The sequence below is a fragment of the Gemmatimonadales bacterium genome, assembly GCA_035502185.1.
Classification (GTDB): Bacteria; Gemmatimonadota; Gemmatimonadetes; order Gemmatimonadales; family JACORV01; genus Fen-1245.
Window position 1 is genome coordinate 61,418 of sequence record DATJUT010000011.1, and the last position, 23,947, is coordinate 85,364.

The 23,947-nt window shown below is 71.8% G+C and carries 18 protein-coding genes; 6 read left to right on the top strand and 12 right to left on the bottom strand.

Going from position 1 to position 23,947, the window contains the following annotated elements:
* The first annotated feature begins 107 nt into the window (after positions 1-107).
* Positions 108-2,030, top strand: coding sequence for a hypothetical protein (locus VMF70_01310; GenBank protein ID HTT66642.1), 1,923 nt, complete (start codon positions 108-110; stop codon positions 2,028-2,030).
* A 64-nt stretch (positions 2,031-2,094) separates the two neighbouring features.
* A complete protein-coding gene (locus VMF70_01315) occupies positions 2,095-3,717 on the top strand; it encodes an FGGY-family carbohydrate kinase (protein ID HTT66643.1) in 1,623 nt (540 codons plus the stop codon).
* A 105-nt stretch (positions 3,718-3,822) separates the two neighbouring features.
* Here VMF70_01315 and VMF70_01320 read toward each other — a convergent pair whose 3' ends face one another.
* From VMF70_01320 to VMF70_01335, 4 genes are read right to left on the bottom strand one after another with little or no spacing between them, the layout of a single operon-like run.
* A complete protein-coding gene (locus tag VMF70_01320; protein HTT66644.1) occupies positions 3,823-4,446 on the bottom strand; it encodes an HAD-IA family hydrolase in 624 nt (207 codons plus the stop codon).
* A 19-nt stretch (positions 4,447-4,465) separates the two neighbouring features.
* A complete protein-coding gene (gene araD, locus VMF70_01325) occupies positions 4,466-5,170 on the bottom strand; it encodes an L-ribulose-5-phosphate 4-epimerase AraD (protein HTT66645.1) in 705 nt (234 codons plus the stop codon).
* Positions 5,167-6,855 carry a ribulokinase gene (locus VMF70_01330; GenBank protein ID HTT66646.1) on the bottom strand — a complete coding sequence of 563 codons (1,689 nt, stop codon included), beginning with the start codon at positions 6,853-6,855 and terminating at the stop codon, positions 5,167-5,169. The genes araD and VMF70_01330 overlap by 4 nt, the downstream gene beginning before the upstream one ends.
* 6 nt (positions 6,856-6,861) lie before the next feature.
* The gene (locus tag VMF70_01335; protein HTT66647.1) at positions 6,862-7,995 is read right to left on the bottom strand and encodes a TIM barrel protein; all 1,134 of its coding nucleotides are present in this window, start codon (positions 7,993-7,995) and stop codon (positions 6,862-6,864) included.
* A gap of 130 nt (positions 7,996-8,125) precedes the next feature.
* Here VMF70_01335 and VMF70_01340 point away from each other — a divergent pair, with 130 nt between their 5' ends.
* A complete protein-coding gene (locus VMF70_01340; GenBank protein HTT66648.1) occupies positions 8,126-9,889 on the top strand; it encodes a sodium:solute symporter in 1,764 nt (587 codons plus the stop codon).
* Positions 9,890-9,901: 12 nt separating this feature from the next.
* Here the strand turns inward: VMF70_01340 and VMF70_01345 are convergent, their stop codons facing one another.
* From VMF70_01345 to VMF70_01380, 8 genes are all read right to left on the bottom strand, one after another.
* Positions 9,902-12,376: an ADOP family duplicated permease gene (locus VMF70_01345; protein HTT66649.1), complete on the bottom strand. Its 2,475-nt coding sequence runs from the start codon at positions 12,374-12,376 to the stop codon at positions 9,902-9,904.
* A gap of 202 nt (positions 12,377-12,578) precedes the next feature.
* Complete coding sequence (locus tag VMF70_01350; GenBank protein ID HTT66650.1) at positions 12,579-13,922, bottom strand: sigma-54 dependent transcriptional regulator; 1,344 nt, start codon at positions 13,920-13,922, stop codon at positions 12,579-12,581.
* An 8-nt stretch (positions 13,923-13,930) separates the two neighbouring features.
* Complete coding sequence (locus VMF70_01355; GenBank protein HTT66651.1) at positions 13,931-15,211, bottom strand: HAMP domain-containing sensor histidine kinase; 1,281 nt, start codon at positions 15,209-15,211, stop codon at positions 13,931-13,933.
* 148 nt (positions 15,212-15,359) lie between these two features.
* The gene (locus VMF70_01360; GenBank protein HTT66652.1) at positions 15,360-16,577 is read right to left on the bottom strand and encodes an efflux RND transporter periplasmic adaptor subunit; all 1,218 of its coding nucleotides are present in this window, start codon (positions 16,575-16,577) and stop codon (positions 15,360-15,362) included.
* Positions 16,578-16,599: 22 nt separating this feature from the next.
* Positions 16,600-17,820, bottom strand: a complete 1,221-nt coding sequence (locus VMF70_01365) for an ABC transporter permease (protein ID HTT66653.1) — start codon at positions 17,818-17,820, stop codon at positions 16,600-16,602.
* Between the two features lies 1 nt (position 17,821).
* Positions 17,822-18,622, bottom strand: a complete 801-nt coding sequence (locus tag VMF70_01370; protein HTT66654.1) for an ABC transporter ATP-binding protein — start codon at positions 18,620-18,622, stop codon at positions 17,822-17,824.
* A 2-nt stretch (positions 18,623-18,624) separates the two neighbouring features.
* Positions 18,625-19,995 carry an efflux RND transporter periplasmic adaptor subunit gene (locus tag VMF70_01375; GenBank protein ID HTT66655.1) on the bottom strand — a complete coding sequence of 457 codons (1,371 nt, stop codon included), beginning with the start codon at positions 19,993-19,995 and terminating at the stop codon, positions 18,625-18,627.
* Positions 19,996-20,190: 195 nt separating this feature from the next.
* Complete coding sequence (locus tag VMF70_01380) at positions 20,191-20,652, bottom strand: copper chaperone PCu(A)C (GenBank protein HTT66656.1); 462 nt, start codon at positions 20,650-20,652, stop codon at positions 20,191-20,193.
* A gap of 168 nt (positions 20,653-20,820) precedes the next feature.
* Here VMF70_01380 and VMF70_01385 point away from each other — a divergent pair, with 168 nt between their 5' ends.
* From VMF70_01385 to VMF70_01395, 3 genes are read left to right on the top strand one after another with little or no spacing between them, the layout of a single operon-like run.
* Positions 20,821-22,002 carry a Re/Si-specific NAD(P)(+) transhydrogenase subunit alpha gene (locus tag VMF70_01385; protein HTT66657.1) on the top strand — a complete coding sequence of 394 codons (1,182 nt, stop codon included), beginning with the start codon at positions 20,821-20,823 and terminating at the stop codon, positions 22,000-22,002.
* A 10-nt stretch (positions 22,003-22,012) separates the two neighbouring features.
* On the top strand, positions 22,013-22,309 hold the full coding sequence (locus VMF70_01390; GenBank protein HTT66658.1) for an NAD(P) transhydrogenase subunit alpha: 297 nt from the start codon (positions 22,013-22,015) through the stop codon (positions 22,307-22,309).
* Complete coding sequence (locus VMF70_01395; protein HTT66659.1) at positions 22,306-23,721, top strand: NAD(P)(+) transhydrogenase (Re/Si-specific) subunit beta; 1,416 nt, start codon at positions 22,306-22,308, stop codon at positions 23,719-23,721. Before VMF70_01390 ends, VMF70_01395 begins: the two co-directional genes overlap by 4 nt.
* The last annotated feature ends 226 nt before the right edge of the window (positions 23,722-23,947 follow it).

A 23,947-nucleotide genomic window follows, 5' to 3' on the forward strand; every position in this document is an offset into this window, starting at 1 on the left:
GCCCGCGCGTTACCTTTCGGCCGCCGGGCGCGTCGGAACCGCAGAGGTCGGTCGCTCCATCCCTCCGGTCGGTTTCTGGGTCTTTCGGCACGCTAGGAGGCCTCCCGATGTTCCGCACGCTCCTCTCTCACGCCCGCGTCCTGGGCGTCGTCGCCGCGCTCGTCGCATTCACCGCGACCTGCAACGCCGGCGAGAAGACCGTCGCGCCGCCGCCCTCCTCCACCCTGACCAAGCTCGGCGGCGACGCGCAGACCGGACCCGCCGGTGATCCGCTGCCCACTCCGCTCGCCGTGCAGGTGGCGGATTCGGCCGGCCACGGCGTGGCCGGCGTGACCGTGACCTGGGCCGTGACCGCGGGTGGCGGCCACACGAGCGCCCGCACCAACTCCACCGACGCCTCGGGCGCCGCCTCCACGGCCTGGACCCTCGGCACCACCGTCGGCGCGAACAGCGCCACGGCCACCGTCAGCGGCCTGGCGCCGCTCACGTTCCACGGGACGGCCGTCGCCGGGCCGGCCGCCAAGCTGGTCTTCATCGCGCAGCCCGCGGGCGGGACGGCGGGAACCGCCTTCAGCCCGCCGGTGCAGGTCGCCGTCCGGGACTCGTTCGGGAACGCGGAGTCCGGGGCCGCCACCAGCGTGGGCGTCGCCATCACGACCGGGACGGGGTCGGCCGGCGCGACCCTGTCCGGCACGACGACCCGGACGGCCTCGGGCGGCACGGCCTCGTTCAACGATCTCAGCATCGACAAGGCGGCCTCGGGCTACACGCTGACGGCGACGGCGGCCGGCCTGGTGAACGGCGTGAGCGGCTCGTTCACGGTGGCCGCCGGGGCGCCCGCGAGCGTGGCGCAGCAGGCGGGCGACAGCCAGACCGCCGCGGCCGGCGCTCCGGTGGCGACCGCGCCGGCGGTGGTGGTGAGGGACGCGCTCGGCAACCCGAAGCCGGGGGTCACGGTGACGTTCACCGTCGCGTCCGGCGGCGGCACGATCAGCGGCGGGAGCCAGACGACGAACGCCAGCGGCATCGCCAAGGTCGGCAGCTGGACGCTAGGAAGCGCGGGCACCAACACGCTGACGGCGGCCGTCACCGGCTCGGGGATCGCGGGCAATCCCGTCACGTTCACGGCGACGGCGACGGGCGGCGGCGGGGGCGGGGGCGGGGGCGCGACCACGCTGTTCCAGGAGGACTTCGACGACGCGAACCTCGCCTCCCGCGGGTGGTACGACACGCCGACCGCCAGCGGCGTCAGCGCCAGCGCGATCACGACCGCGCAGCACGCGCCGGGGAGCACGGCGTCGCTGCAGATCAGCTTCGCGCAGGGCGGCACCACGCCCAACCCGCCGACCGCCGCCCGCCACAAGTTCACGCCGTCGAGCACGGTGTACGTGCGCTACTGGGTGAAGTACGACTCGAACTGGGTCGGGTCGGGGCAGCCGTACCATCCGCACGAGTTCTACATCCTCAGCAACCTGGACGGCGACTACGACGGGCCGGCCTTCAACTACCTGACGGCCTACATCGAGCACAACTACCAGAACGGCGGCTACGCCATCCTCCAGACCCAGGACGGCAAGAACATCGACCAATCGAAGATCGGCGTGAACCTGGTCGGCGTGACGGAGAGCCGCGCCGTGTCCGGGTGCAACGGGACGCCCGACAGCACGGCGGACGTGCAGGTCATCTGCTACGTCAACGGCACGGCCTACGACAACGGCAAGACCTGGAAGAGCGCCCAGCCGGTGTTCAAGCCCAACCCGGGGCCGGGGTACAAGGGCGACTGGCACATGGTCGAGGCCTACTTCCAGATGAACTCGATCGTGAACGGCATCGGGCAGCTGGACGGCGTCGCGCAGTACTGGATCGACAGCACGCTCGTGATCGACAAGCACAACGTGCTGTTCCGCACCGGCGCCCATCCCACGATGCAGTTCCAGCAGTTCATGATGGGCCCCTACATCGGCGACGGCTCGCCCGTGGCGCAGCGCGCCTGGATCGACGACCTGGTCGTCATGACGGCCCGGCCGTAGCATCGCGGCAGTCCCGGCGCGCCCGCGCTTGCGGGCGCGCCGCCGCGCGACGACGTTTGCGCCCATGGCCATCTACGTCGGCTTCGACCTCAGCACCCAGGGCCTCACGGCGATCGCGATCGAAGTCGAAGGGTCGCGGCGCGAGGTTGTCTTCGAGCGCTCCCTCAACTACGACGCCGATTTCCCGGCCTACGGCACCACCCACGGCGTGCTCCCGCGCGAGGACCCGCTCGTCGCGACCTCCTCGCCGCTGATGTGGGCCGAGGCGCTCGACCGGATGATGGGCGTCATCGCCGGGAGCGGACTCGACCTCTCGCGGGTCCGCGCTGTTTCGGGCTCCGGCCAGCAGCACGGCAGCGTTTACCTCAACGGCCACGCCCGGACCGTGCTGGCCGCGCTGGACCCGGGGCGGCCGCTGGTCGAGCAGCTCGCCGGTGTCTTCACGCGCAAGGCCTCCCCGATCTGGATGGACTCCAGCACCGCGCGGCAGTGCGAGCAGATCACGCGGGCGCTCGGCGGCGCGGAGGCGGTGTCGCGCCTGACGGGCTCCATCGCGTTCGAGCGCTTCACGGGACCGCAGATCCGGAAGTTCTACGAGTACGACCCGGCCGGGTACACGCGCACGGCGATGATCCACCTCGTGAGCTCGTACGGCGCGTCGCTGCTGGCGGGCCGGCACGCCCCGATCGATCCGGGCGACGGCGCGGGAATGACCCTGATGGACCTGGCGCGGAAGCAGTGGGCGCCCGCGGCGCTGGACGCGACCGCTCCGGACCTGGCGCCCAGGCTCCCGCCGCTCGCTCCGTCCTGGTCGATCGTCGGGCCGCTGGCCGACTACTGGTGCCGGCGCCACGGCTTTCCTTCCGCGCAGGTGGTGGCGTGGTCCGGCGACAATCCCTGCAGCCTGGTCGGCGTCGGGCTCGCCGGCGAGGGCGAGGTCGCGATCTCGCTCGGCACCAGCGACACGCTGTTCGGGACGATGCGGGAGGCGCGCACCGACCCGTCCCTGGCGGCGAGCGTGTTCGGCGCGCCGACCGAGGGCTACATGGCGCTGCTGTGCTTCAAGAACGGCTCGCTCGCCAGGGAGCGCGTCCGCGACCGGGCGCGGCTCGACTGGGCGGGCTTCTCCCGCGCGCTGCGCGAGACGCGGCCGGGCAACGGCGGGGCCCTGATGCTGCCGTGGTTCGAGGCGGAGATCACGCCGACCGTGCTCACGCCCGGCGTCCGGCGCTACGGCCTGGATCCCGCGGACGCGGCCGGAGAGGTGCGCGCGGTGGTCGAGGCGCAGATGATGGCCCTGGCGACCCACTCGAGCTGGATGGGCGTGCGCGTGCAGGAGATCCGCGCCACCGGCGGCGCGGCTGCCAACCGGGAGATCCTGCAGGTCATGGCGGACGTGTTCGGCGCGCGGGTGCGGCGGCTCAAGGTGGGCAACTCCGCCTGCCTCGGCGCCGCGCTGCGCGCCTGGCACGCCGACGAGCTGGCGCGTGGACGGCGGCTGCCGTGGGGCGAGGTGGCCGCGGGATTCGTCGAGCCCGAAGAGCCGGGAGTGCGCCCGGCCCCGGCCAGCGTTCCGGTCTATGCCGCGCTCAAGGACGTGTACGCGGCGTGCGAGGCGGACGCACTGGGCAAGGGGCCGGATCCTGGCCCGCTGATCGCAGGGTTCCGGGCCAGGTTCGGGACATGAGGCAGGGGGTTGGGGATTGGGGGTTGGGGTTTGGGGAGCCGGAAGTCTGAAGACCGCGGTCTGAGAACTCCCCAATCCCCAAACCCCAATGCCCAAACCCCGTACTCAGGCCACCAACCGATCGAAGGTGTCGAGCACCAGCTCCGTCAGCGAGCCGACGCTCACCTCGCCACCGGCGACGCCGCCCACGCCGATCGCCCGCATCCCGCCGCGACGCGCGGCCTCGATGCCGTGCTCCGCGTCCTCCACCACCACGCGGCGCGCCGCCGGCACGCCGAGCCGCTGCGCCGCAGTGAGGAACACCTCGGGGTCCGGCTTGCCGTGGCGGACGTCCTCGGCGGAGACCAGCGCGCCGAAGCAGCGCTCCAGGCCGATCACCCGCAGCACCACCTCGACGTTGAGCCGCGGCGCCGACGAGGCGATGGCCTGCCGCCATCCCGCCGCCGCCAGCCGCTGAACCCAGTCCCTGACCCCGGTGAGAGGTGAGAGGCCCTGCGCGACCACGAGTCGGCGGTAGGTCTCCTCCTTCGCGTCGCCGATGCTGCGGATCCGCTCGGGCGTCGCGCCCTCGCCCAGCCAGGCGCGCAGGATCCGGTCGTTGCGCTGGCCGAACGTGGCGCGAAACTGCGCCTCGGATACCGTCACCCCGCCGGCCGCCAGCGCCTCCTGCCAGGAGCGCCAGTGGTGCGCGCGCGAGTCCACCAGCGTGCCGTCCATGTCCCACAGCACGGCCCGCGGAAGCGCCGCCTCACTGCTGCCCGTAGTAGGCGTCCTTGCCGTGCTTGCGGAGATAGTGCTTGTCCACCAGGTACGGCTCGGGGCCGGAGAGATCCGCCGCCAGGAGCCGCGCCGTCCGCTCCATCCGCGCCAGGACCTCGAGCACCCGGGCGTGCTCGACCGCGGCGAAGGGATCCGCGCCCCAGGTGAAGGGGCCGTGGCTGGCCACCAGCACCGCGGGGATCTCCTCGGCCGCGCGGGGGCTGCCGCCGAAGGCCTCGACGATCACCAGGCCGGTGTGGCGCTCGTAGTCCGTGGCCACCTCCGCGCGCGTCAAGGCGCGCGTCACGGGGACGTCGCCGCGGAAGTAGTCCGCGTGGGTGGTGCCGAGGCAGCGGATCGGAAGCCGCGCCTGGGCGAACGCGGTGGCCACCTCGGAGTGCGAGTGGGCGACGCCGCCGCAGCGGAACGCGCGGTACAGCTCGAGGTGGGTCGGCGTGTCCGAGGAGGGACGGAGCTCGCCCTCGAGCACCGCGCCGGTGCCGAGCGAGACCGGGACCATGCGATCCGGCGTCAGCTCCGCGTACGGGACGCCGCTGGGCTTGATCACCATGATGCCGTCCTGCCGGTCCACGCCGGAGACGTTCCCGAACGTCCCGAGCGCCAGGCCGCACTCGAACAGCTCGAGGTTGGCGCGGCACACCATCTCCCGCAGCTTCGGGGCGACCTCGCTCATCGTGACTCCTCCCGCAGCGCGAGCAGCCGCTTCATCAGTCCGCCGAAGTCCGCCCCCGCGCCGGCGACGCCGCCGAAGGCGTCGTGCAGCTGGCGGTACAGCTCGTACAGCTCGCCGTAGACCCGGTGGGCACCGCCGTCGGGCGCGAACCGCTGGTCCTTCAGCGACGTCATGTGCCGCTGCGCGTCCTCGAACCGGTCGTACCCGCCGGCGGCGGCGCCCGCCGCCACGGCGCCCGCGATCGCCGCGCCCAGCGCCGGCGTCTGCGGCGAGCCGGCGACGAGCATCGGGCGGCCCAGCACGTCGGCGTACACCTGCATGAACAGAGCGTTCTTCTCCGCGATGCCGCCGCAGCACACCACCCGCTCGATCGGGACCCGGTACGCGGTCAGTCGCTCCACGATCGTCCGCGCGCCGAACGCGGTCGCCTCGATCAGCGCGCGGTACACCTCCGCGGGCGAGGTATGCAGGGTCTGGCCGACCAGCAGCCCGGTGAGCCGCTGGTCGACGAGGATCGTACGGTTGCCGTTGTTCCAGTCCAGCGCCAGGAGCCCGGACTCGCCCGGCCGGAGGCGGGCGGCGCCGGACGTGAGCCGCGCGTGCACGTCCTCGCTCCCGCCCGCCGCCAGCTCGCCCCACCAGCCGAGCAGGTCCCCGACGGCGGACTGGCCCGCCTCGATGCCGTAGTAGCCCGGCATCACCGAGCCGGGCACGATGCCGCAGATGCCCGGGATGTCGGCGAGCCGCTCCTCGGCCGCGGCGACGGCGACGTCGCAGGTCGAGGTGCCGATGATCTTGACCAGCGTGCCCGCCGCCACCCCCGCGCCGACGGCGCCGTAGTGGGCGTCGAACCCGCCCATCGCCACGGGGATGCCGGCCCGCAGGCCGAGCGCGCCGGCCCACTCGGCGCACAACCGTCCCGCCGGGCGGTCGGCCGGCCACGCTCTCGCGTAGAGGCGACCGCGCAGCTCCCCGAGCCGCGGATCGAGCCGCGCCAGGAACTCCGCCGACGGGAGGCCGCCCCAGGCGTCCGCGTACATCGCCTTGTGCCCCGCCGCGCACACGCAGCGCTGGATCGCGGCGGGCTCCGTCACGCCGGCCAGGACCGCGGGCACGAAATCGGCCAGCTCCACCCAGCTCGCGGCGGCGTCGAACACCTCGGGCGCCACCTTGAGGCAGCGCCAGATCTTCGACCAGAACCACTCGGACGAATAGCGGCCGCCGATCGGCGCGAGGTACTCCGGCGCGTGCCGGGCCGCGGTGGCCGTGATGGCCTCGGCTTCCGCGGCGCCGGTGTGGTCCTTCCACAGCCACGCCTGCGCCGCGAGGTGGTCCCGCCACCGCGGGTCGAGGGCGAGCGGCCGGTTGGCCGCGTCCACCGGCAGCGGCGTCGAGCCGGTGGTGTCGGTCCCGATCGCGATCACGCGGCCGGGCGAGCAGCCGCTCCGCGGGTCCGCCCCGGCCTCGGCGAGGGCGCCGCGCACCGACGCGCGGAGCCCGTCCAGGTAGTCTCCGGGATGCTGGCGCGCCAGGTGCGGCTCGCGCGCGTCCAGCAGCACGCCGCGCTCGCCCGACCGGTAGTCCGCCACCGCCGTCCCCACCGTCCGGCCGTCGGCGCAGTCCACCACGACGGCCCGCACCGAGTTGGTGCCGAAGTCGACCCCGATCGTGAACGCGGGGGCCACGGCGGCTCAGCCGAGCAGGACCGGGCTCACCACGTCGAGCACGTCCGGGCCGGTGCCCGCCGCGCGCGCCCTGGCGATGTCGTCCTGACGCGCATACAGCCGCACCGCCTTCAGCGCGAGGTGGGCGAAGTTCACCAGGCTGCGCTCCATCGCCCGCGTCGGGTCGTCGCGGTAGGTGAACTGGTCCTGGCTGTACCAGCCGCGGAAGTCGCGCACGAAGGTGGTGTACAGGTACTCGACCGCCTCGGGCACCGAGATCGTGCCGAACATCAGGTCCTGGTCGTTGCGGCCCTGGCGCGCGTCGTTGACGTCGAACTTGTGGATCGGGACCCCGGCGTACGCCGCGAGGTCGCACGCGGTGGACGCGGTGGTGCCTTCCATCTTCTGGTGGCCGTAGTCCACCGTGAGGCCGCAGTTCGTGCCGCCGCAGGTGTCGTTCACCCGCTGCGCCACCAGGATCGCGCTCGCCGCGGTGGGGACGATCATGAACAGCTCGCGCGGCTCGTACGGCTTCGGCTCGATCGCGAGCTTCACCCCGGCCTTCACGCATTCCTTGTTCACCGCCACCAGGGCCTCGGTGAACCACTCGAGCGACTGCCGGTAGTCGATCTGGAAGTGGTAGTCCGCGCCGTCGGAGCCCGGCCACACGCTCAGCACCGGGATCTTGAGCGCCTTGCAGATCTCGACCGCCTTGAGGATCTCCTCGAGCGCGGCGCGCCGCAGCTCGGGCCTGGGGTTGCAGGGCCCGCCGAGCTTGAAGCGCGGGTTGGTCCAGGTGTTGATGTTGCACGCGGGCACCGTCATCCCCAGCTCGGCGAGGAAGCCGCCCTTCGCCCGCTCGATGGCCGCGGGATCCAGGTCGCCGTTCAGGGACTTCTCGAACACGTGCTGGTGGATCTCGATGGCGTCGATTCCCGCGGCCTTGGTCCGGCGACACTGCCCCTCGAAGTCGTTCCTGAACTTCGGGTCGTCGGAGTTGTAGCCCGGCGGCGCGAAGCGGTCCACGAAGTCGCCGGCCGACCAGTGGCCGACGCTCATCCGGATGTCCATCGCCTTGAGAAAGGTCAGTGCCTCGGCCCGGCCCATCGGCGTCCGGGTGGCGAGGGCGAGCTTGATCTGGTCTGCCGTGAAGCGCGGCATCGGGTCCTCCTCCCGCAGTGGCCCTAAGGTGGCGCGGCGGCGCGCGGCTCCGCAAGCGCCGGCGGATTGACGCGGGCGCGCCCGCATGTAGTCTCAAGGAGCTTTTCTCCCTCGCGCCCAAGGGGACGGCATGCAAGCGCTCGACTGGCTGGTGGTGCTGGCCTACTTCATGGTGATCCTCGGCCTCGCCTGGTGGGTGTTCAAGCGCGGCAAGGACACGGCCGACGACTACTTCCTGGCGAACCGCAACCTGGGCTGGTTCATCGTCGGGGCCTCGATCTTCGCCTCCAACATCGGCTCGGAGCACCTGGTGGGGCTCGCCGGCTCGGGCGCCACCAGCGGCGTGGCCCTGGCCCACTACGAGCTGCACGCCTGGGCGATCCTGGTCCTCGGCTGGCTGTTCGTCCCCTTCTACATGCGCTCCCGCGTGTTCACGATGCCCGAGTTCCTGGAGCGGCGCTTCTCGCCCTCCTCGCGGGTCATCCTCTCGATCACGTCGCTGCTGACGCACGTGCTCACCAAGTTCGCGGTCAGCATCTTCGCCGGCGGCGTGGTGTTCCGCGCCCTGCTGCCGGAGCTGCACGTCACCCTCCTCGGGCACGACTGGAACGCGTTCTGGATCGGGTCGGTGCTGATCGTGCTCCTCACCGGCGTCTACACGGTGCTGGGCGGGATGCGGGCGGTGGCGTACACCGAGGCCATGCAGACCTTCGTGCTGGTCTTCGGCTCCGCCCTGCTGACGATCTTCGGGCTGATCAAGATCGGCGGCTGGCACGCGTTCCGCTCGGCTCTCGATCCCGACCTGTTCAACCTGTGGAAGCCGCTGATCCCGCACGGCCTGGCGTCCACCTGGGCGCCGGTCAAGGAAGCGGGCCGGCAGGCCTGGTACTTCAACACCAACTACCCGTGGCTGGGGATGCTGTTCTGCGCCCCCATCATCGGGCTGTGGTACTGGTGCACCGACCAGTACATCGTGCAGCGGGCCCTCGGCGCGCCCGACGAGAAGACCGCGCGCCGCGGCTCCATCTTCGCCAGCTACATCAAGCTGCTGCCGGTGTTCATCTTCATCATCCCCGGGATGATCTCGTTCGCGCTCGCCAGGTCCGGCAAGATCGCGGCGCTCGCCACGATGGTCGGGCCCGACGGGAAGGCGATCCCGATGATCGCCCAGTCCGCCTACCCGATGCTGGTGATGTCGGTCCTGCCGGTCGGCATCCGCGGGATCGTCGTGGCGGGCCTCATCGCCGCACTGATGAGCTCGATGGCCGGCGCGTTCAACGCGTCGAGCACCCTGTTCACGATGGACCTCTACCAGAAGCTCCGGCCCAACTCCTCCCAGCACGAGCTGGTCTGGATGGGCCGCGTCGCCACGGCGGTGATGGTGCTGGTGGCCCTGCTGTGGATCCCGGTGATCGAGGGCGCGCGCGGACTGTACGAGTACCTCCAGAGCGTGCAGGGCTACCTCGCGCCGCCCATCTTCACCGTGTTCTTCTTCGGCATCTTCAACAAGCGCCTCAACACCAAGGGGTGCATCTCGGCGCTGGTGGTGGGATTCCTGCTCGGCACGTTCCGGCTGCTCGTGGACACGCCGGTCGCGCTGCACCTCGCCGGCTACGAGAACGGCTACACCCAGGGCTCGTTCCTGTGGGTGGTGAACAACATCTACTTCCAGTACTACAGCCTGCTCGTGTTCGTGGTGTCGGTCGTGGTGATGGTCGGGGTGAGCTACTCGACCGCCGCGCCGGCCACCGAGCGGCTCACCGGCCTGACCTTCGCCACGATCACCGACGAGCACCGGCAGGAGTCCCGCTCCAGCTGGGACTGGCGCGACGTGTTCGCATCGGCGCTGGTGGTGGTGCTGATCGTGTGCGTGTACCTGTACTTCCGGGGCTGACGCGAGCCGGCGCTATTCGCGCAGCACCTCGACCGGGCTGACCCGGGCGGCCCGCAGCCCGGGCACCCAGCAGGCCACCAGCGCCAGCGCCACGAGCACGGCCGCCGCGGCGACCACGGTCGCGGGGTCCATCGCGCCGACGCCGAACAGGAGCGACCGGAGCCACCGGCCCTCGAGCAGCGAGAGCCCCAGGCCGATCGCCGTCCCCGCCGCGACGTAGGCCATCCCGCGCCCCACGACGAGCCGGGTCAGCGACGCCGGCGCCGCGCCCAGCGCGAGCCGGACGCCAATCTCCCGGCGGCGCTGCCGGACCACGTACGACATCAGCCCGAAGATGCCGAGCGCGGCGAGGAGTGCGGCCGCCGCCGCGAAGCCGCCCAGCACGCCCGTCCAGCGCTTCGGCTCGGCGAGCGACGCCTCGAGGCGGCCCCGGAGCGTCGTTTCGGTCACCGGCAGCTCGGGGTCGAGGGCGCCGACCGACTCCCGCAGGGTCCGGAAGATCGTGCCCGGCCGCGCCGCCGTGCGGACCACGAGGTCCACGGCCCGGCCGTTGCTCTGCGTCAGGGGATCGTAGACCGCCTCGCCGGAGCCCGCCATCCCGGCGTACTTCACGTCGCCCACGACGCCGACGATCGTGGTGCGTGGACAGGCGTAGCAGCCTCCCGAGACCAGCTGCTTGCCGACCGCGGACTCGCGTGGATAGTAGTGCTCGGCCCACGACCGGCTCACGACGACGACCGGAGGCGCGCTCCCGGAGTCGCCGTCCGTGAACAGCCGGCCGTCGAGCAACGGCACGCCCAGCGTCCGGAAGTAGCTCGCGGTCGCCGCCATCCACGGGGCCACCGGCTCGGCCACCCCCGCCGGCACCGGCCGATCCACCAGGTTGAAGTTGTTGGTTCCGCCCCCGTTGTCCGGAGGCAGCGCGTCCGTGAGCCCCACGGCCTCGACGCCCGGCACCCGGGCCGCCTGCTGCTCCAGCCTGCGGAAGAAGGCCTGTGCGCCGGCGTAGTCCGGGTAGCGCGCCGCGGGCAGGGCCACGCCGACGCCCAGCAGGCCGGCCGGATCGAAGCCCGGATTCACGCGCTCGAGCCGCAGGAAGCTGTTGAGCAGCAGCCCCGCCCCCAGCAGCAGCGGCAGGGCGAGCGCGAACTCGGCGGCCACCAGCGCCCCGCGCATCAGGTTGGTCGGCCGGCTCGTGCCCGACCGCACGCTCTGGGCCGGGGCCGCGCCCGCGACGCCGCCGCCGACCACCGCGAGCACCGGCGGGATGGTCACCAGCGCGCCGCTCACCAGCGTCGCGATCGCGATCAGGGCGACCAGACGCGTGTCGAACGCGACCTCGGCGAGCAAGGGGAGGTTCGGCGCCACCGCGCCGACGCCGCGCAGGGCCGCGGCGGCTACGCCCAGCCCCACGAGGGCGGACAGCGCCGCGAGCAGCGCGCCCTCGGTGGCCACCAGGCGGGCCAGGCGACGGCGCGACGCGCCGAGCGCGGCGCGGACCCACAGCTCCTGCCGGCGCGCCGTCGCCCGCACCAGCAGCAGCGTGGCCACGTTGGCCACCGCCGCCAGCAACACCAGCGTCACGGCCAGTGCCACCAGCGTCACCGGCTGGTCAGCCTTGCCGACGATGGCCTCGCGCAGCGGGACCGGCGTGAGCTGCGCCGTGCTGTCGTGCCAGTCCCCGTACAGCGGCAGCATCCGGCGGCTGATGGCCGCCAGGTCGCGCCGCGCGTCCTCCCGCGTGAGGCCCGCGCGCAGCCGGGCGACGCCGCGCAGCCAGAACGGCCCGCGCCGCGTCGGCGGCCGCGGCTGAAGCGCCGGCCAGGCCGCGGCCGGGACGCCCGCCAGCTCGTCCACGCCCGGGGGCAGGACGCCGATCACCGCGTGGCTGACGCCGTCGATGCTCACGGCGCGACCGATCGCGGCGGACCCGCCACCGAATGCACGGTCCGCGAACCGGTGCGAGACGACCACGACGGCCGGCGCCCCGGGCGTCTCGTCGCGCGCCGCGAGGAGCCGGCCGACCTCCGGCCGCACGCCGAGCGCCGCGAAGAACCCCGCCGTGGCGCGACCGACCTTGATCCGCTCGGGAGCGCCCGCGCCCGACAGGGCCGCGTCGCCCCGCTGCACCACGCCGAACGCGTCGAAGCTCCGCTGCTGGTCACCGATCGCCCGGTAGTCCGCCGTGGACAGCGCCCAGACGTTGGTCGGCGAGTTCCGCTCGACGATCTGCACCAGCCGAGCGGCGTCCGGATACGGCAGGTCGGACAGCAACAGGGCGTCCGCGACCCGGTACACCGAGGCGCTGGCGCCGATCCCCAGCCCGAGCACGGCGACGACCGCCGCCGCGAACCCGGGATTGCGACGCAGGGCGCGCAACGCGAAGCGCAGGTCGGCCGCCACCTCCTCGAGCCGGCCACCGGCTCGGGCGCCGCGCCAGCGCTCCCCGCTGCCGCCGTGAGGGTGCGGAACACGCGCGCGCGTCATCGTCGCTCTCCTGCGGCTCGGGGACGGATCACTCGTGGTTAGACGGGAAGGCGGCCCGGAGGGTTGCACGGCCCGCGTCGATGGGCATGGCGGCAAACGGGTATGGCGGCAGACGGGGAGAACGCTCTACGCCTTCCGGCCGCCGGGGACCGATCGCGATCCGCATCGGTCCGGCCCGTCCGGCAGCCGCACGGCCCGCTGACTACGCCTCGCTGACCCCGGCCCGGTACTTCTTCAGCTTGTCGTACAGCGTCCTGAGCCCGATGCCGAGCCGGTCGGCCGCCGCGCGGCGGTTCCCGCCCACCGCTGCCAGCGCGCGCTCGATCGCAGCACGCTCGATCTCGTCCAGCGTGACCGCCCCGTTGCCGCCCGCGGCGCCCGGGTGCACGCTCTCGCCCAGCTCCAGATGCTCCTCCCGGATCTCGCCGCCGTCGCCCAGGATGGCCGCCCGCTCGAGCACGTTCGCCAGCTCGCGGACGTTGCCCGGCCACGGGGCGGCGACGATGCGCCGCTGCGCCCCGGCGGACAGCACCAGGTGCGGCCGGCCGATGGCCGCGCCGCTCCTGGCCAGCAACCGCTCGGCCAGGGGCACGATGTCGCGCGGTCGCTCCCGCAGCGGCGGCAGCCGGACCGGGAACACCGCGAGACGGTGGTACAGGTCCTCGCGCAGCGTGCCGGCCGCGCGCAGGGCGTCCACGCCGCGGTTGGTCGCGGCCACCCAGCGCACGTCGGCCTCGATGGTGCGCGTCCCGCCCACCCGCTCGAAGCGGCGGTCCTCGAGCACCCGCAGCAGCTTCGCCTGCACCGCGAGCGGCATCTCCCCGATCTCGTCGAGGAAGAAGGTGCCGCCGTCCGCGAGCTCGATGCGCCCGCGGCGCGCGCTCACCGCGCCCGTGAAGGCGCCCTTCTCGTGGCCGAACAGCTCGCTCTCGAGCAGGGTTTCCGGAATGGCGGCGCAGTTCACGGCCACGAACGGACCGCCGGCGCGCGGGCTCCAGGCGTGCAGCGTGCGGGCCGCGACCTCCTTGCCGGTGCCGCTCTCGCCCATCAGGAGCACCGTGGAGTTGGTGGGCGCGACCTTGCGCAGCGCGTCCACCACCGGCTCCATCGCCGGATCCCCGTAGGAGAGCGGCGGCAGCTCGGGGGCGTCGCGGGTGGCCCGGTCCCGCGCCGCGAGGAGGGCGCGGTGCTCGAGCGCCCGCCGGGCCAGCAGCCGGAGCTCGGCCGGGCCGCCGATCGGCTTCTGGAGGTAGTCGAACGCGCCGAGCTTCATCGCCTCGACGGCCGTGTCCACGGTGCCGAAGGCGGTGAGCACGATGACCTCCAGCTCGGGCTGGTCGGCGCGCATCTGCCTCAGCAACGCCATCCCGTCGAGCCGCGGCATCCGGAGGTCGGTGATGAGCAGGTCGAAGCCCTCGCGCGCCAGGCGGCCCGCGGCCTCGCCTCCGTCGGCGGCCTGCACGACGGCGTGGCCGTCGTCCTCCAGCGCCTCGGCGATGAAGCCGCGCACGCCCCGCTCGTCGTCCGCCACCAGGATGCGCGCCATCGGCCGCCTCACCCGCCGGGGAGCGTGATGCGGAACACGGCGCCCCCGTCGGGATGGTTGGCGGCGACGATCGTGCCGCCGTGCAGCTCCACCACCCGCTGCGCCACGGCGAGGCCGAGCCCGGTGCCCGAGACCCGGGTCGTGTAGAAGGGCGAGAAGATCTTCCGCTCGTCGCCCGGCGGGATGCCCGCTCCGAAGTCGCGCACGGTGAACACCAGGGAACCGTCGCTGCGGCCGGCCGCGACCTCGGGCCGCGTGCCCTCGGGCGTCGCCTGGCGCGCGTTGCGGAGCACGTTGGTCAGGGCCTGGCGGATCCGCCGCTCGTCGAGCGGCCACTGGTGGGGCGTCCCCTCCGCGCGCACCTCGAAGGCGTCGCGGCCCACCTCGTCCACGCACGCGGCCAGCAGCGCCGCGGGGTCCGTGGGCCTGAGGTCCATCGGCCCGCTGCGCGCGAAGTCCAGCAGGTCGCTGGTCAGCGCCTCGAGCCGCCGCGCCTCGGTGACCACCAGGTCCGCCTTGCCGCGGTCCGGGCTGCGGCTGCCGAGGCGCTCGGCCAGGAGCTGCGCGTTCCCCTTGAGCGAGGCGAGCGGATTGCGGAGCTCGTGCGCGAGCACCGCCGACATCTCGCCGAGCGCACCGAGGCGGCGCTGCTCCTCGAGCCGGTGCTCGATCTGCTCCTGGCGGATCGAGAGCCGCCAGAATCCCACCGCCGCGGCCAGCAGCGCCGCCGCCATCAGCACGGAGAGCGCGAACGTGCTGGTCGCCTCGCCGGCCAGGCGCTCGGCCACCAGCGGCTCGAATTCCATCACGAAGGTGAGGCGTCGCGGCCGCGCGGCCCCCGCCGGCCGGGATCCGCCCGCCGCCTGGCCGGACTCGGGCGGCGGCGGCGCCAGTCCGGCATACCCCCACAGCCGCACGCGGTCCCCGATCGTCTCCAGGACCGGCGGCCCGGGCGGGCGGCGCACCGGCGAGCGAATCGGCACGGCCGGCTTGCCCGCCTGCGCGACGGGCGAGCCCGAAGAGTCGAAGAAGGCGAGGTAGCTGAGGCCCGCCGCCTGGTGCTGCCGCAGGATCGTGTCGAGCTGCGCCGGCTCCGGCGGCTCCGACAGGGCCCGCGCCTGCTGGCGGATGGACTCGAAGAGCACCAGGCTCTGCCCGCGGTTCAAGGTCGTGGCGGCCGCCACCGCCCGCTGCCGCCCCACCCACGCCGTCGCCACGAGCGCCGCGCCGAGCGCCACCGTGGTGGCGAGCCATCCCCACCGCACCCAGCGGCCGAGCGGCGCCTTCATGGGCCACGGCATCCGCGCAACGGCAGCGTCCCGGGTCGCATCACCGCGCGAATATATCCGCCCCCCCGGAGCCCGCGAGCCCGCCGCCTCGGGCGCGGGCGGGGCCGCGGCCGTGGCCGTCGCCGGCGTGCCGCCGCCGTCCGGCATCTCACACGCCTCCGGGCGGCGGCGGGCCGCCGTTGCCGCTCGAGCGGGTGCTCTGGAACGGGCTCGCCGCCCCGGTCGCAGCCGCGGCGCCGTTCGAGCCCGCGCCGGCGATGACGCGCAGCCCCGCGACGACGCCGGTGCCCGAGATCGCCGTGCTCACGCCGTCGCTCAGGCCGGTGCGCACCGTGAGGATGCCGGGCCGCCCGCCGGCGTCGAGGACCCACAGCCGGGCCATCGAGTCCGACAGGCCCGCGGACGCCGCCGCGAGCGGCTCCGGATGCGCCGCCCGCCACTCCGCGACCAGCGCGGCGGGGGCCTGGAAGCGCAGCGCCGCGTTCGAGACCTTCAGCACGTCCGTCACCCTGGCCACCTCGAAGGCGACCGTCGCCGTCATCCCTGGCAGGAGCGCGAGATCGGGATTGGCGACCCCCACCACCGCCGTGTAGCTGACCACGTTGTTGGACGTCGCGGACTTCAGCCGGACCTGCCGCACCGTGCCGGTGAAGGTCCGGTTCGGGTACGCCTCCACGGTGAAGCTCACCGGCTGCCCGACCCGGATCGCGCCGATGTCCGCCTCGTCGACCGACACGAGGATCTGCATCTCCCTGAGGTCGGCGGCGATGAGGAAGAGCTGTGGCGCGGAGAAGCTCGCCGCCACCGTCTGGCCGACGTCCACGTTCCGCTCGATCACGGTGCCCCCGATGGGGGCGTAGATGTAGACGTAGCTGAGGCTCTGCCGCGCCTTGGCCAGGCTCACCTCCGCCGAGGTGAGGGCGGCCTGCGCCGCCTCGTTGGCCGCGTGGGCCGTGACGTAGTCGGCGCGCGACATCAGGCCGGCCTCGAAGAGGGGCTGCGCCTGGTCGAGGGCGAATTGCTTCACGACCGAGTCGGCCCGGGCCTGCCGCACGACCGCCTCCACCTGGCGGACCTCGAGCCAGAGCAAGGTCGAGTCGAGCCGCGCGATCAGCTCGCCCCGGCTCACGCGGGAGTTGAAATCCGCCTTGAGCTCGGCGATCTGTCCGGATACCTGCGTGCCCACCTGCACCGTGCTCACCGCGCCCAGCGTCCCCGTCGAGCTGACCGTGGCGGCGATGGCGCCGCGCTCCACCGCTACCGTGCGGTACGTCGTCCCGTGCGCGGCCCGGCCGTGCAGTGCAACGGCGGCGGCCGCGCCGCCGGCGGCGCACGTCATCACCACGACGGAGAGGAACCGTTTCATGCCCCTGCGCCCTTCCGCGCCCCTACTCGTAGCGGAGCGCCTGGATCGGATCCAGCGCCGCGGCCTTGCGCGCCGGATAGAAGCCGAAGAAGATGCCGACGGCGGCGGAGAAGCCGAGGGCGACGAACACCATCTGCGGCGCGATCGCCGTCTGCCATCCCGTCGCCTTGGAGAGGATCGCGGCGCCCGCGAAGCCGATGCCGACGCCGATCGCCCCCCCGATCAGGCTCATCACGATGCTCTCCACCAGGAACTGCGTCAGCACGTCGCCGCCACGCGCCCCGATGGCCATGCGGATCCCGATCTCCCGCGTCCGTTCCGTGACCGACACCAGCATGATGTTCATGATCCCGATCCCGCCCACGAGCAGCGAGATGCTCGCGATCGCCGCGAGGAGCATCGTCATCACGTTCGTCGTGCCCTGCGCGGCCTCCGCCAGGTCGTCCTGGTTCCGGACGGTGAAGTCGTTGTCGGCGTAGCTCGGCAGCTTGTGCGAGCCACGCAGGATCTGCGTGATCTCCTGCTCCGCCGCCGGGAGATCCTCCTTGTTGGCCGTGCTGGCCAGGATCTGCGGGAGGAAGCTGAACCCGCCCGCGAGCCGCGTGTGCACCGTGGTGTACGGCGCGAGGATCAGGTCGTCCTGGTCCGTGCCCTCCGCCGTCTGCCCCTTCGGCGACAGCACCCCGATCACCTGGAACGGCTCGTTGCGGATGCGGATCTGCGCCCCCACCGCGTCCTGCCCCGGGAAGAGGTTGTCCGACACCGTCTTGCCGATCACCGCCACCTTGCGGTTGGCCTGCAGATCGCCCTGGTCAAAGAACCGGCCCGACGAGACCGTCCAGTCGCGGATGCCCTGGTAGTCGAGCGACACGCCGTCCACCAGCGTCCGCCAGTTGTTGGCGCCGCCGATGATCTGGCTCGGGGCCACCAGGACCGGGGAGACGTGCGAGAGCAGCAGCCCCTCCTTCACCAGCGCCGCGTAGTCGTCGAGCGTCAGGCGGCCCGACGTCCCCGCCCCGCCGCTCACCCCACCCTGCCGGGTCGCCGCCTGCGTGACCACGATCATGTTGGTGCCGAGGTTGTCGATGCGCCGCTGGATCTCCGACTTGGCGCCCTGCCCCACCGCGACCATCACGATCACCGCGCCCACGCCGATGATGATGCCCAGCATCGTGAGCAACGTCCGCAGCTTGTTCTTCAGGATGCTCTTGGTGGCGATGTCCACCAGCCGCGTCGCCTTCATGTCAGTCCACCTCTTCCGGCTGCAACTCGCCCAGGTCCGCCGCCGCCACGTGCCGGTCGCTGATGGCCGTGTCGCGGACGACATGCCCGTCCCGCAGCTCCACCACACGCCGGCAGTACTGCGCGATGTCGTGCTCGTGCGTGACCAGCACGATGGTGATGCCCTGCTGGTTCAGCTCCTGGAACACCGAGAGCACCTCGACGGAGGTGCGCGTGTCGAGGTTGCCGGTCGGCTCGTCCGCCAGCACGAGGGCCGGCTGCGTGACCAGCGCCCGCGCGATCGCCACCCGCTGCTGCTGGCCACCCGACAGCTCGCTCGGCTCGTGATGGGTGCGGTCGCCGAGGCCGACGCGTTCCAGCGCCTCGCGCGACATCGCCTTGGTGTCCAGCTTCTTCCCGCTGCGATCGTACAGCAGCGGCAGCTCGACGTTGTCGAGCGCCGTGGTCCGCGCCAGGAGATTGAAGCCCTGAAACACGAACCCGATCTTCGCGTTGCGGATGTCGGCGAGCTGGTTCTTGCTCATGCCGTCCACCCGCACGCCGTCGAGCCAGTAGCTGCCCGACGTGGGCTGGTCGAGACAGCCGAGGATGTTCATCAGCGTGGACTTGCCGGAGCCCGAGGCCCCCATGATGGCGACCATCTCGCCCCGCTCGATCCTGACGTTCACGCCGCGCAGCGCGTGCACTTCGGTCTTGCCGGTGAAGTACGTCTTCTTGATCGCCTCCACCCGGATGACCGCGGTGTCGGTCGCCGCCGCCTCGACCTTCGGCGCGCCGCGCGAGGGAATCAGCTGGATCGCCATGGCTACAACACCCGGTTCCGGAACCCGTTGTTCTGCTGCTGCTGGAACGGGTTGCTGGCGCCGCCGGCCTTCTCGTTCGTCACGGCGGCGATGATCTTCATGCCCTCCTTGAGGGTCGGGCCGGTGATCTCCGTCAGCTGGCCGTCGGTGAGCCCGGTGTGCACGCGCACCGGCGTCGGCTTGCCGTTGGCGTCGAGGGTCCAGAGGACCGCGGTGTTGTTGGCGCCGGCGCCGGCCTGACCGCCCATGGCGCCCGTGCCGCCCTGCCGCTGGCCGCCGCCGAATCCGCCACCCTGGCCGCCGCCCATCGTGACCGCGCCGCCGCCCTGCGCACGCTGCGCCATCATCTGGCGGAAGCGGGCCGAGTCGGCGGCCGTGAACTGGCGCCGCCCCGTCCCCGAGTCCGCCCCGGCCGCGCCCGGCCGGCGCTGCGGAAGGTCGGCCGCCGCCAGCATCGCCTCGGAGGGCCGGAACCGCAGCGCCGCGTTCTGGATCCGCAACACGCTCGCCGCCTTGGCCGTCTCGAAGTTCACCGTCGCCGTCATCCCCGGCAGCAACGTCCCATCCGGGTTGTTCACGTACACCACCACCGTGTAGTCCACCACGTTCTGCACCGTGGCGGACTGCAGCCGCACCTGGTGGACCGTGCCGTGGTAAGTCCGGTTCGGGTACGACTCGACCGTGAACTGCACGTCCTGGCCCTGCTTGATCTGGCCGATGTCCGCCTCATCCACCTGCACCAGGATCTGCATCCTGCTGAGATTGGACGCGATCACGAACAGCTGCGGAGCCGCGAAGCTCGAGGCCACCGTCTGGCCCACCTGCACATCGCGCTCCTGCACCACGCCGTCGATCGGCGCGTAGATGTACGTGTACGCCAAGTCCTGCTCGGCTCTCGCCAGGCCGACGCGCGCCGAGAGCAGGTTGGCCTTCGACTGCTCGAACGCGGCCTGCGCCGCCACGTAGTCGTTATCCGTCATCATCCCGCTGGCGTGGAGCGGCGTCGCCTGGGTGAGCGTGAACGACTTCAACATCGAGTCCGCGACATCCTGCGCCACCTGGGCCTGCGCCGTCCTCACCTCCAGCTCCGACGGTCGCGGGTCGAGCCGCGCGAGCAGCTCACCCTTCTTCACGTGACTGTTGTAGTCGGCGAACAGCTGGGTGATCTGGCCCGAGACCTGCGCTCCCACGGCCACCGCAGTGTCGGCGCTCAGCGTGCCCGTCGAGTTCACCGTGGACGAGATGTCGCCTTTGTCCACCGTCACGAACCGGTACGTCGCGCTGTAGGTGGCATGGCCGCGCGAGAGAAAGCCGGCGGTCGCCGCGGCGGCCACGACCACGACTGCGATGGAGATCACGAGGCGGCGCTTCATGTCCGTCGTCCTTGAGTGAAGTTCGGGCCGGAGGAACGCCCTCTGGCTCGCCCTACGTACGGCAGGCGCTGTGCCATCAGCTATGTCATTGATATACAACGAGATAGTACTTCATGAGAGGCCACAAAATGCGGAATCGGCACTACCGCGAGTGCGGAAATGGCAGCGATGCCACCACGGTGTGCCGACGGTGGCTCAACGCAGCGGCAGCTCGCTCACGGCCTGGGTGTAGTTGAGGACCGGCACCCGGACCGTGAGGGCGCGCGCGGCGTCGAACCGCAGGTTCACGGTGACCGTGTCGCCGAGGGCGAGCGGCCGCCGCAGGCCCTCCATCATCAGGTGGTAGCCGCCGGGGACGAAGTCGAGGTAGCCGTGGGCGGGAATCACCGGAGGCATCGCGGGCTGCATGAGGCCACCCACGAGCCGGTGCAGCAGCACCGAATCGGCCGCCGGCGTGAAGGCGCCGGTGAAGACGGCCGCGGAGTCGCTCCCGTTCTCGAGCACCAGGAAGACGGAGGCTTCGGACCGCGAGGCCGGCGCGGGGATCACGGCGTGGGTGACGGTGATGGAGCCCGCCGTGGCGGTGCCGCCGCGGGAGGGGTGGCACGCGACGAAGGCCAGCGCGGCCAGGAAGCTCGCTCCGGTGGATCGGGTCATGGCCCTGCCCTGATGACGGTGAGTCTGCAACCTAGCCGAGGCGGGCCGCGCTGGACAGCGAGCTGACCGCCTTCTGCGCCCTGCCGGTGTACATTAGCACGCTTCTTGCGCGAAGGCGTTCCGATCCGGACCGGTGATGGGCGAGGGCAAACGGAGGGAGGAGCCGTCATGATCGTAGGCGTTCCCAAGGAGAGTTTTCCCGGAGAGCGGCGAGTGGCCATCGTGCCCTCCGTTGTGCCTTCCCTCACCAAAGCGGGGTTCGAGGTCGCGATCGAGGCGGGCGCCGGTGTCAGCGCCGGCTATCTCGACAAGGACTACGCGGACAAGGGCGCCAGGATCCTGGGGAACCGCGCGGAGGTCTTCAAGACCGCCGACGTCGTGGTGCAGGTCCTCTGCTACGGCTCGAACGACCGGACGGGCAAGGACGACCTGCCGCTCTACCGGCAGGGGCAGTTCCTGGTCGGCTTCCTGCGTCCGCTGGGAGCGGTCGAGACCCTGAAGGACATCGCGTCCAAGGGCGTCTCGTCGTTCAGCGTGGAGCTCATGCCGAGAATCACGCGCGCGCAGAGCATGGACGCGCTGTCGGCCATGGCGACGATCAGCGGCTACAAGGCGGTCCTGCTCGCCGCCGACACGCTGCCTCGGCTCTGTCCGATGCTGACGACCGCCGCGGGGACGATCACGCCGTCGCGCATCCTCGTCATCGGTGCGGGGGTGGCCGGACTCCAGGCCATCGCCACGGCGCGCCGGCTCGGTGCCGTGGTCTCCGCCTACGACGTGCGGCCCGCGGTGAAGGAACAGGTGCAGAGTCTCGGCGGCCGATTCGTCGAGCTGCCGCTCGAGGCGAAGGACGCGCAGGACGCGCGGGGATACGCCACCGCGCAGGACGAGACGTTCTACCGGCGCCAGCGGGAGCTGCTGGGACGGGTGGTGGCGGAGAGCGACGTGGTGATCACCACCGCCGTGGTGCCCGGCAAGGCGGCGCCGATCCTGGTGACGGAGGACATGGTGAAGGGCATGGCGCCGGGATCGGTGATCGTGGACCTGGCGGCCGAGCGCGGCGGCAACTGCGAGCTGACCGAAGCCGGCACGATCGTGGTCAAGCACAACGTCACCATCGTGGGGCAGATCAACCTCGCCAGCGCCGTGCCCTATCACGCCAGCCAGATGTACGCGAAGAACGTCGCCACGTTCCTCCTCCACCTGTTCAAGGGTGGGAAGCCGGAGCTGAATCTGGACGACGAGATCACCCGGGAGACGCTCATCACGCGGGGCGGGGAGATCGTTCACGCCCGCGTCCGCGAGTTCTTCAAGCTGCCGGCGCTGGCCGCGCCGAAGCCCGCCCAGTAAGGAGGGTCCCGTGCCGCAAGGCTTCATCGAGAACCTGTACGTGTTCCTGCTGGCGGGCTTCCTCGGCTTCGAAGTCATCCGCCGGGTCTCGCCGCTGTTGCACACGCCGTTGATGTCCCTGACCAACGCCCTGGACGCGATCGTGGTGGTCGCCGCCATCATCATCGCCGGCCGGCGCGGGACGGTGCTGTCCGAGGTCCTGGGAGCGGTCGCCGCCTTCGCCGCGTTCAGCAACATGGTGGGCGGCTTCCTGATCACCGACCGCATGCTGCGGATGTTCAAGCTGAGCGGGCGCAAGAAGTCATGAACCTCACCGGGATGGACCTCACGACGGTGCAGCTCCTGACCGATTTCGCCTACATCATCGCGATCGCCTGCTTCATTCTGTCGCTGAAGTGGCTGAGCTCGCCCGCGACGGCGCGCCGCGGCGTGCTGGTCGGCGAGATTGGCGCAGCGCTGGCGGTGGTGACCACCTTCTTCAACCCCGAGCTGGTGCAGTACCAGTGGTGGCTGATCGCGCTCTTGGCGGGCGCGATCGTCGGCATCCCGCTCGGACTGGTGCAGATGACGGCCGTGCCGCAGCGGACCGCCCTGAGCCACGCGTTCGGCGCGCTGGCCGCGGCGCTGATCGGCATCTCGGAGTACTACAAGGGCATCAGCCGCACGCCGCCGCTCACCAAGTTCGAGATGGTCGAGATCGCGATGGAAGTGATCATCGGCTCGCTCAGCTTCACGGGCAGCCTGATCGCGGCCGGCAAGCTCCAGGAGTGGCTCCCGCAGCGCCCCATCGTCTACAAGGGGCAGAACTACGTCAGCTTCTCGGTGCTGGGCGCGGCCGTCCTGGCGGCGCTGGTCCTGGTCTTCAACCCCGCCGTTCCCTTCGTCTTCCCCGCGATGGTGGTCATCTCGCTGCTGTTCGGCGTGATGCTGGTGACGCCCATCGGCGGCGCCGACATGCCGACCGTCATCGCGCTCCTCAACTCCTACGTCGGACTCACGGCCGCCCTGCTCGGCTTCGTCCTGAACAGCAAGGTGCTGGTGGTGGCCGGCGCGCTGGACGGGTCGTCCGGCTTCATCCTGGCCGTCGTGATGTGCAAGGCCATGAACCGTTCGTTCACCAACGTGCTGTTCGGGGCCTTCGGCCAGCTGCAGGTGTCGGCCAAGGCCGCGCAGGAAGAGCGGACGGTGCACACGGCCACGCCGGAGGAGGCCGCCGCGATCCTCGCATCGGCCAACACGGTGCTGATCGTGCCCGGCTACGGCATGGCCGTCGCCCAGGCCCAGCACAAGGTGCGGGAGCTGCTCGACGTGCTCGCCAAGAAGGGCGTGGACGTGAAGTTCGGCATCCATCCCGTGGCGGGGCGCATGCCGGGGCACATGAACGTCCTGCTCGCCGAAGCGGACGTCCCCTACGACAAGCTGGTCGAGATGGACGCCGCCAACAGCGAGATGCCCCAGACCGACGTGGCGCTGGTGATCGGCGCCAACGACGTCACCAACCCGGCCGCCAAGACCGATCAGGGCAGCCCGATCTACGGGATGCCGATCATCGAGGTCGATCGTGCCCGGACGGTGATGGTGATCAAGCGCAGCCTGAATCCCGGGTTTGCGGGCATCGACAACCCGCTCTACTACATCGACAAGACCCTGATGCTGTTCGGCGACGCGAAGGCGTTCGTCAGCAGCATCGTGAAAGAGCTGACAGGAGGCGGGGAGTAAGGGATCGGGGAAGTTGCGAGACGGCAAGGACTGAAGGGGTTACCAGATGCAAGTCTGCGGGGGCCAGACCAGGTGGCAGTACTGTCCACTGGTCTGACCCCCGATCACTATCGTCTTGGAACCACTTCCTCCTTGCCGTCTGGCAACTCTTCTGACGCCTCGCCACCAACCCCTGTCGTTCTGAGCGTCGCCAGGCGGTATCCGGCGTAGATCAGCACCAGCCCGA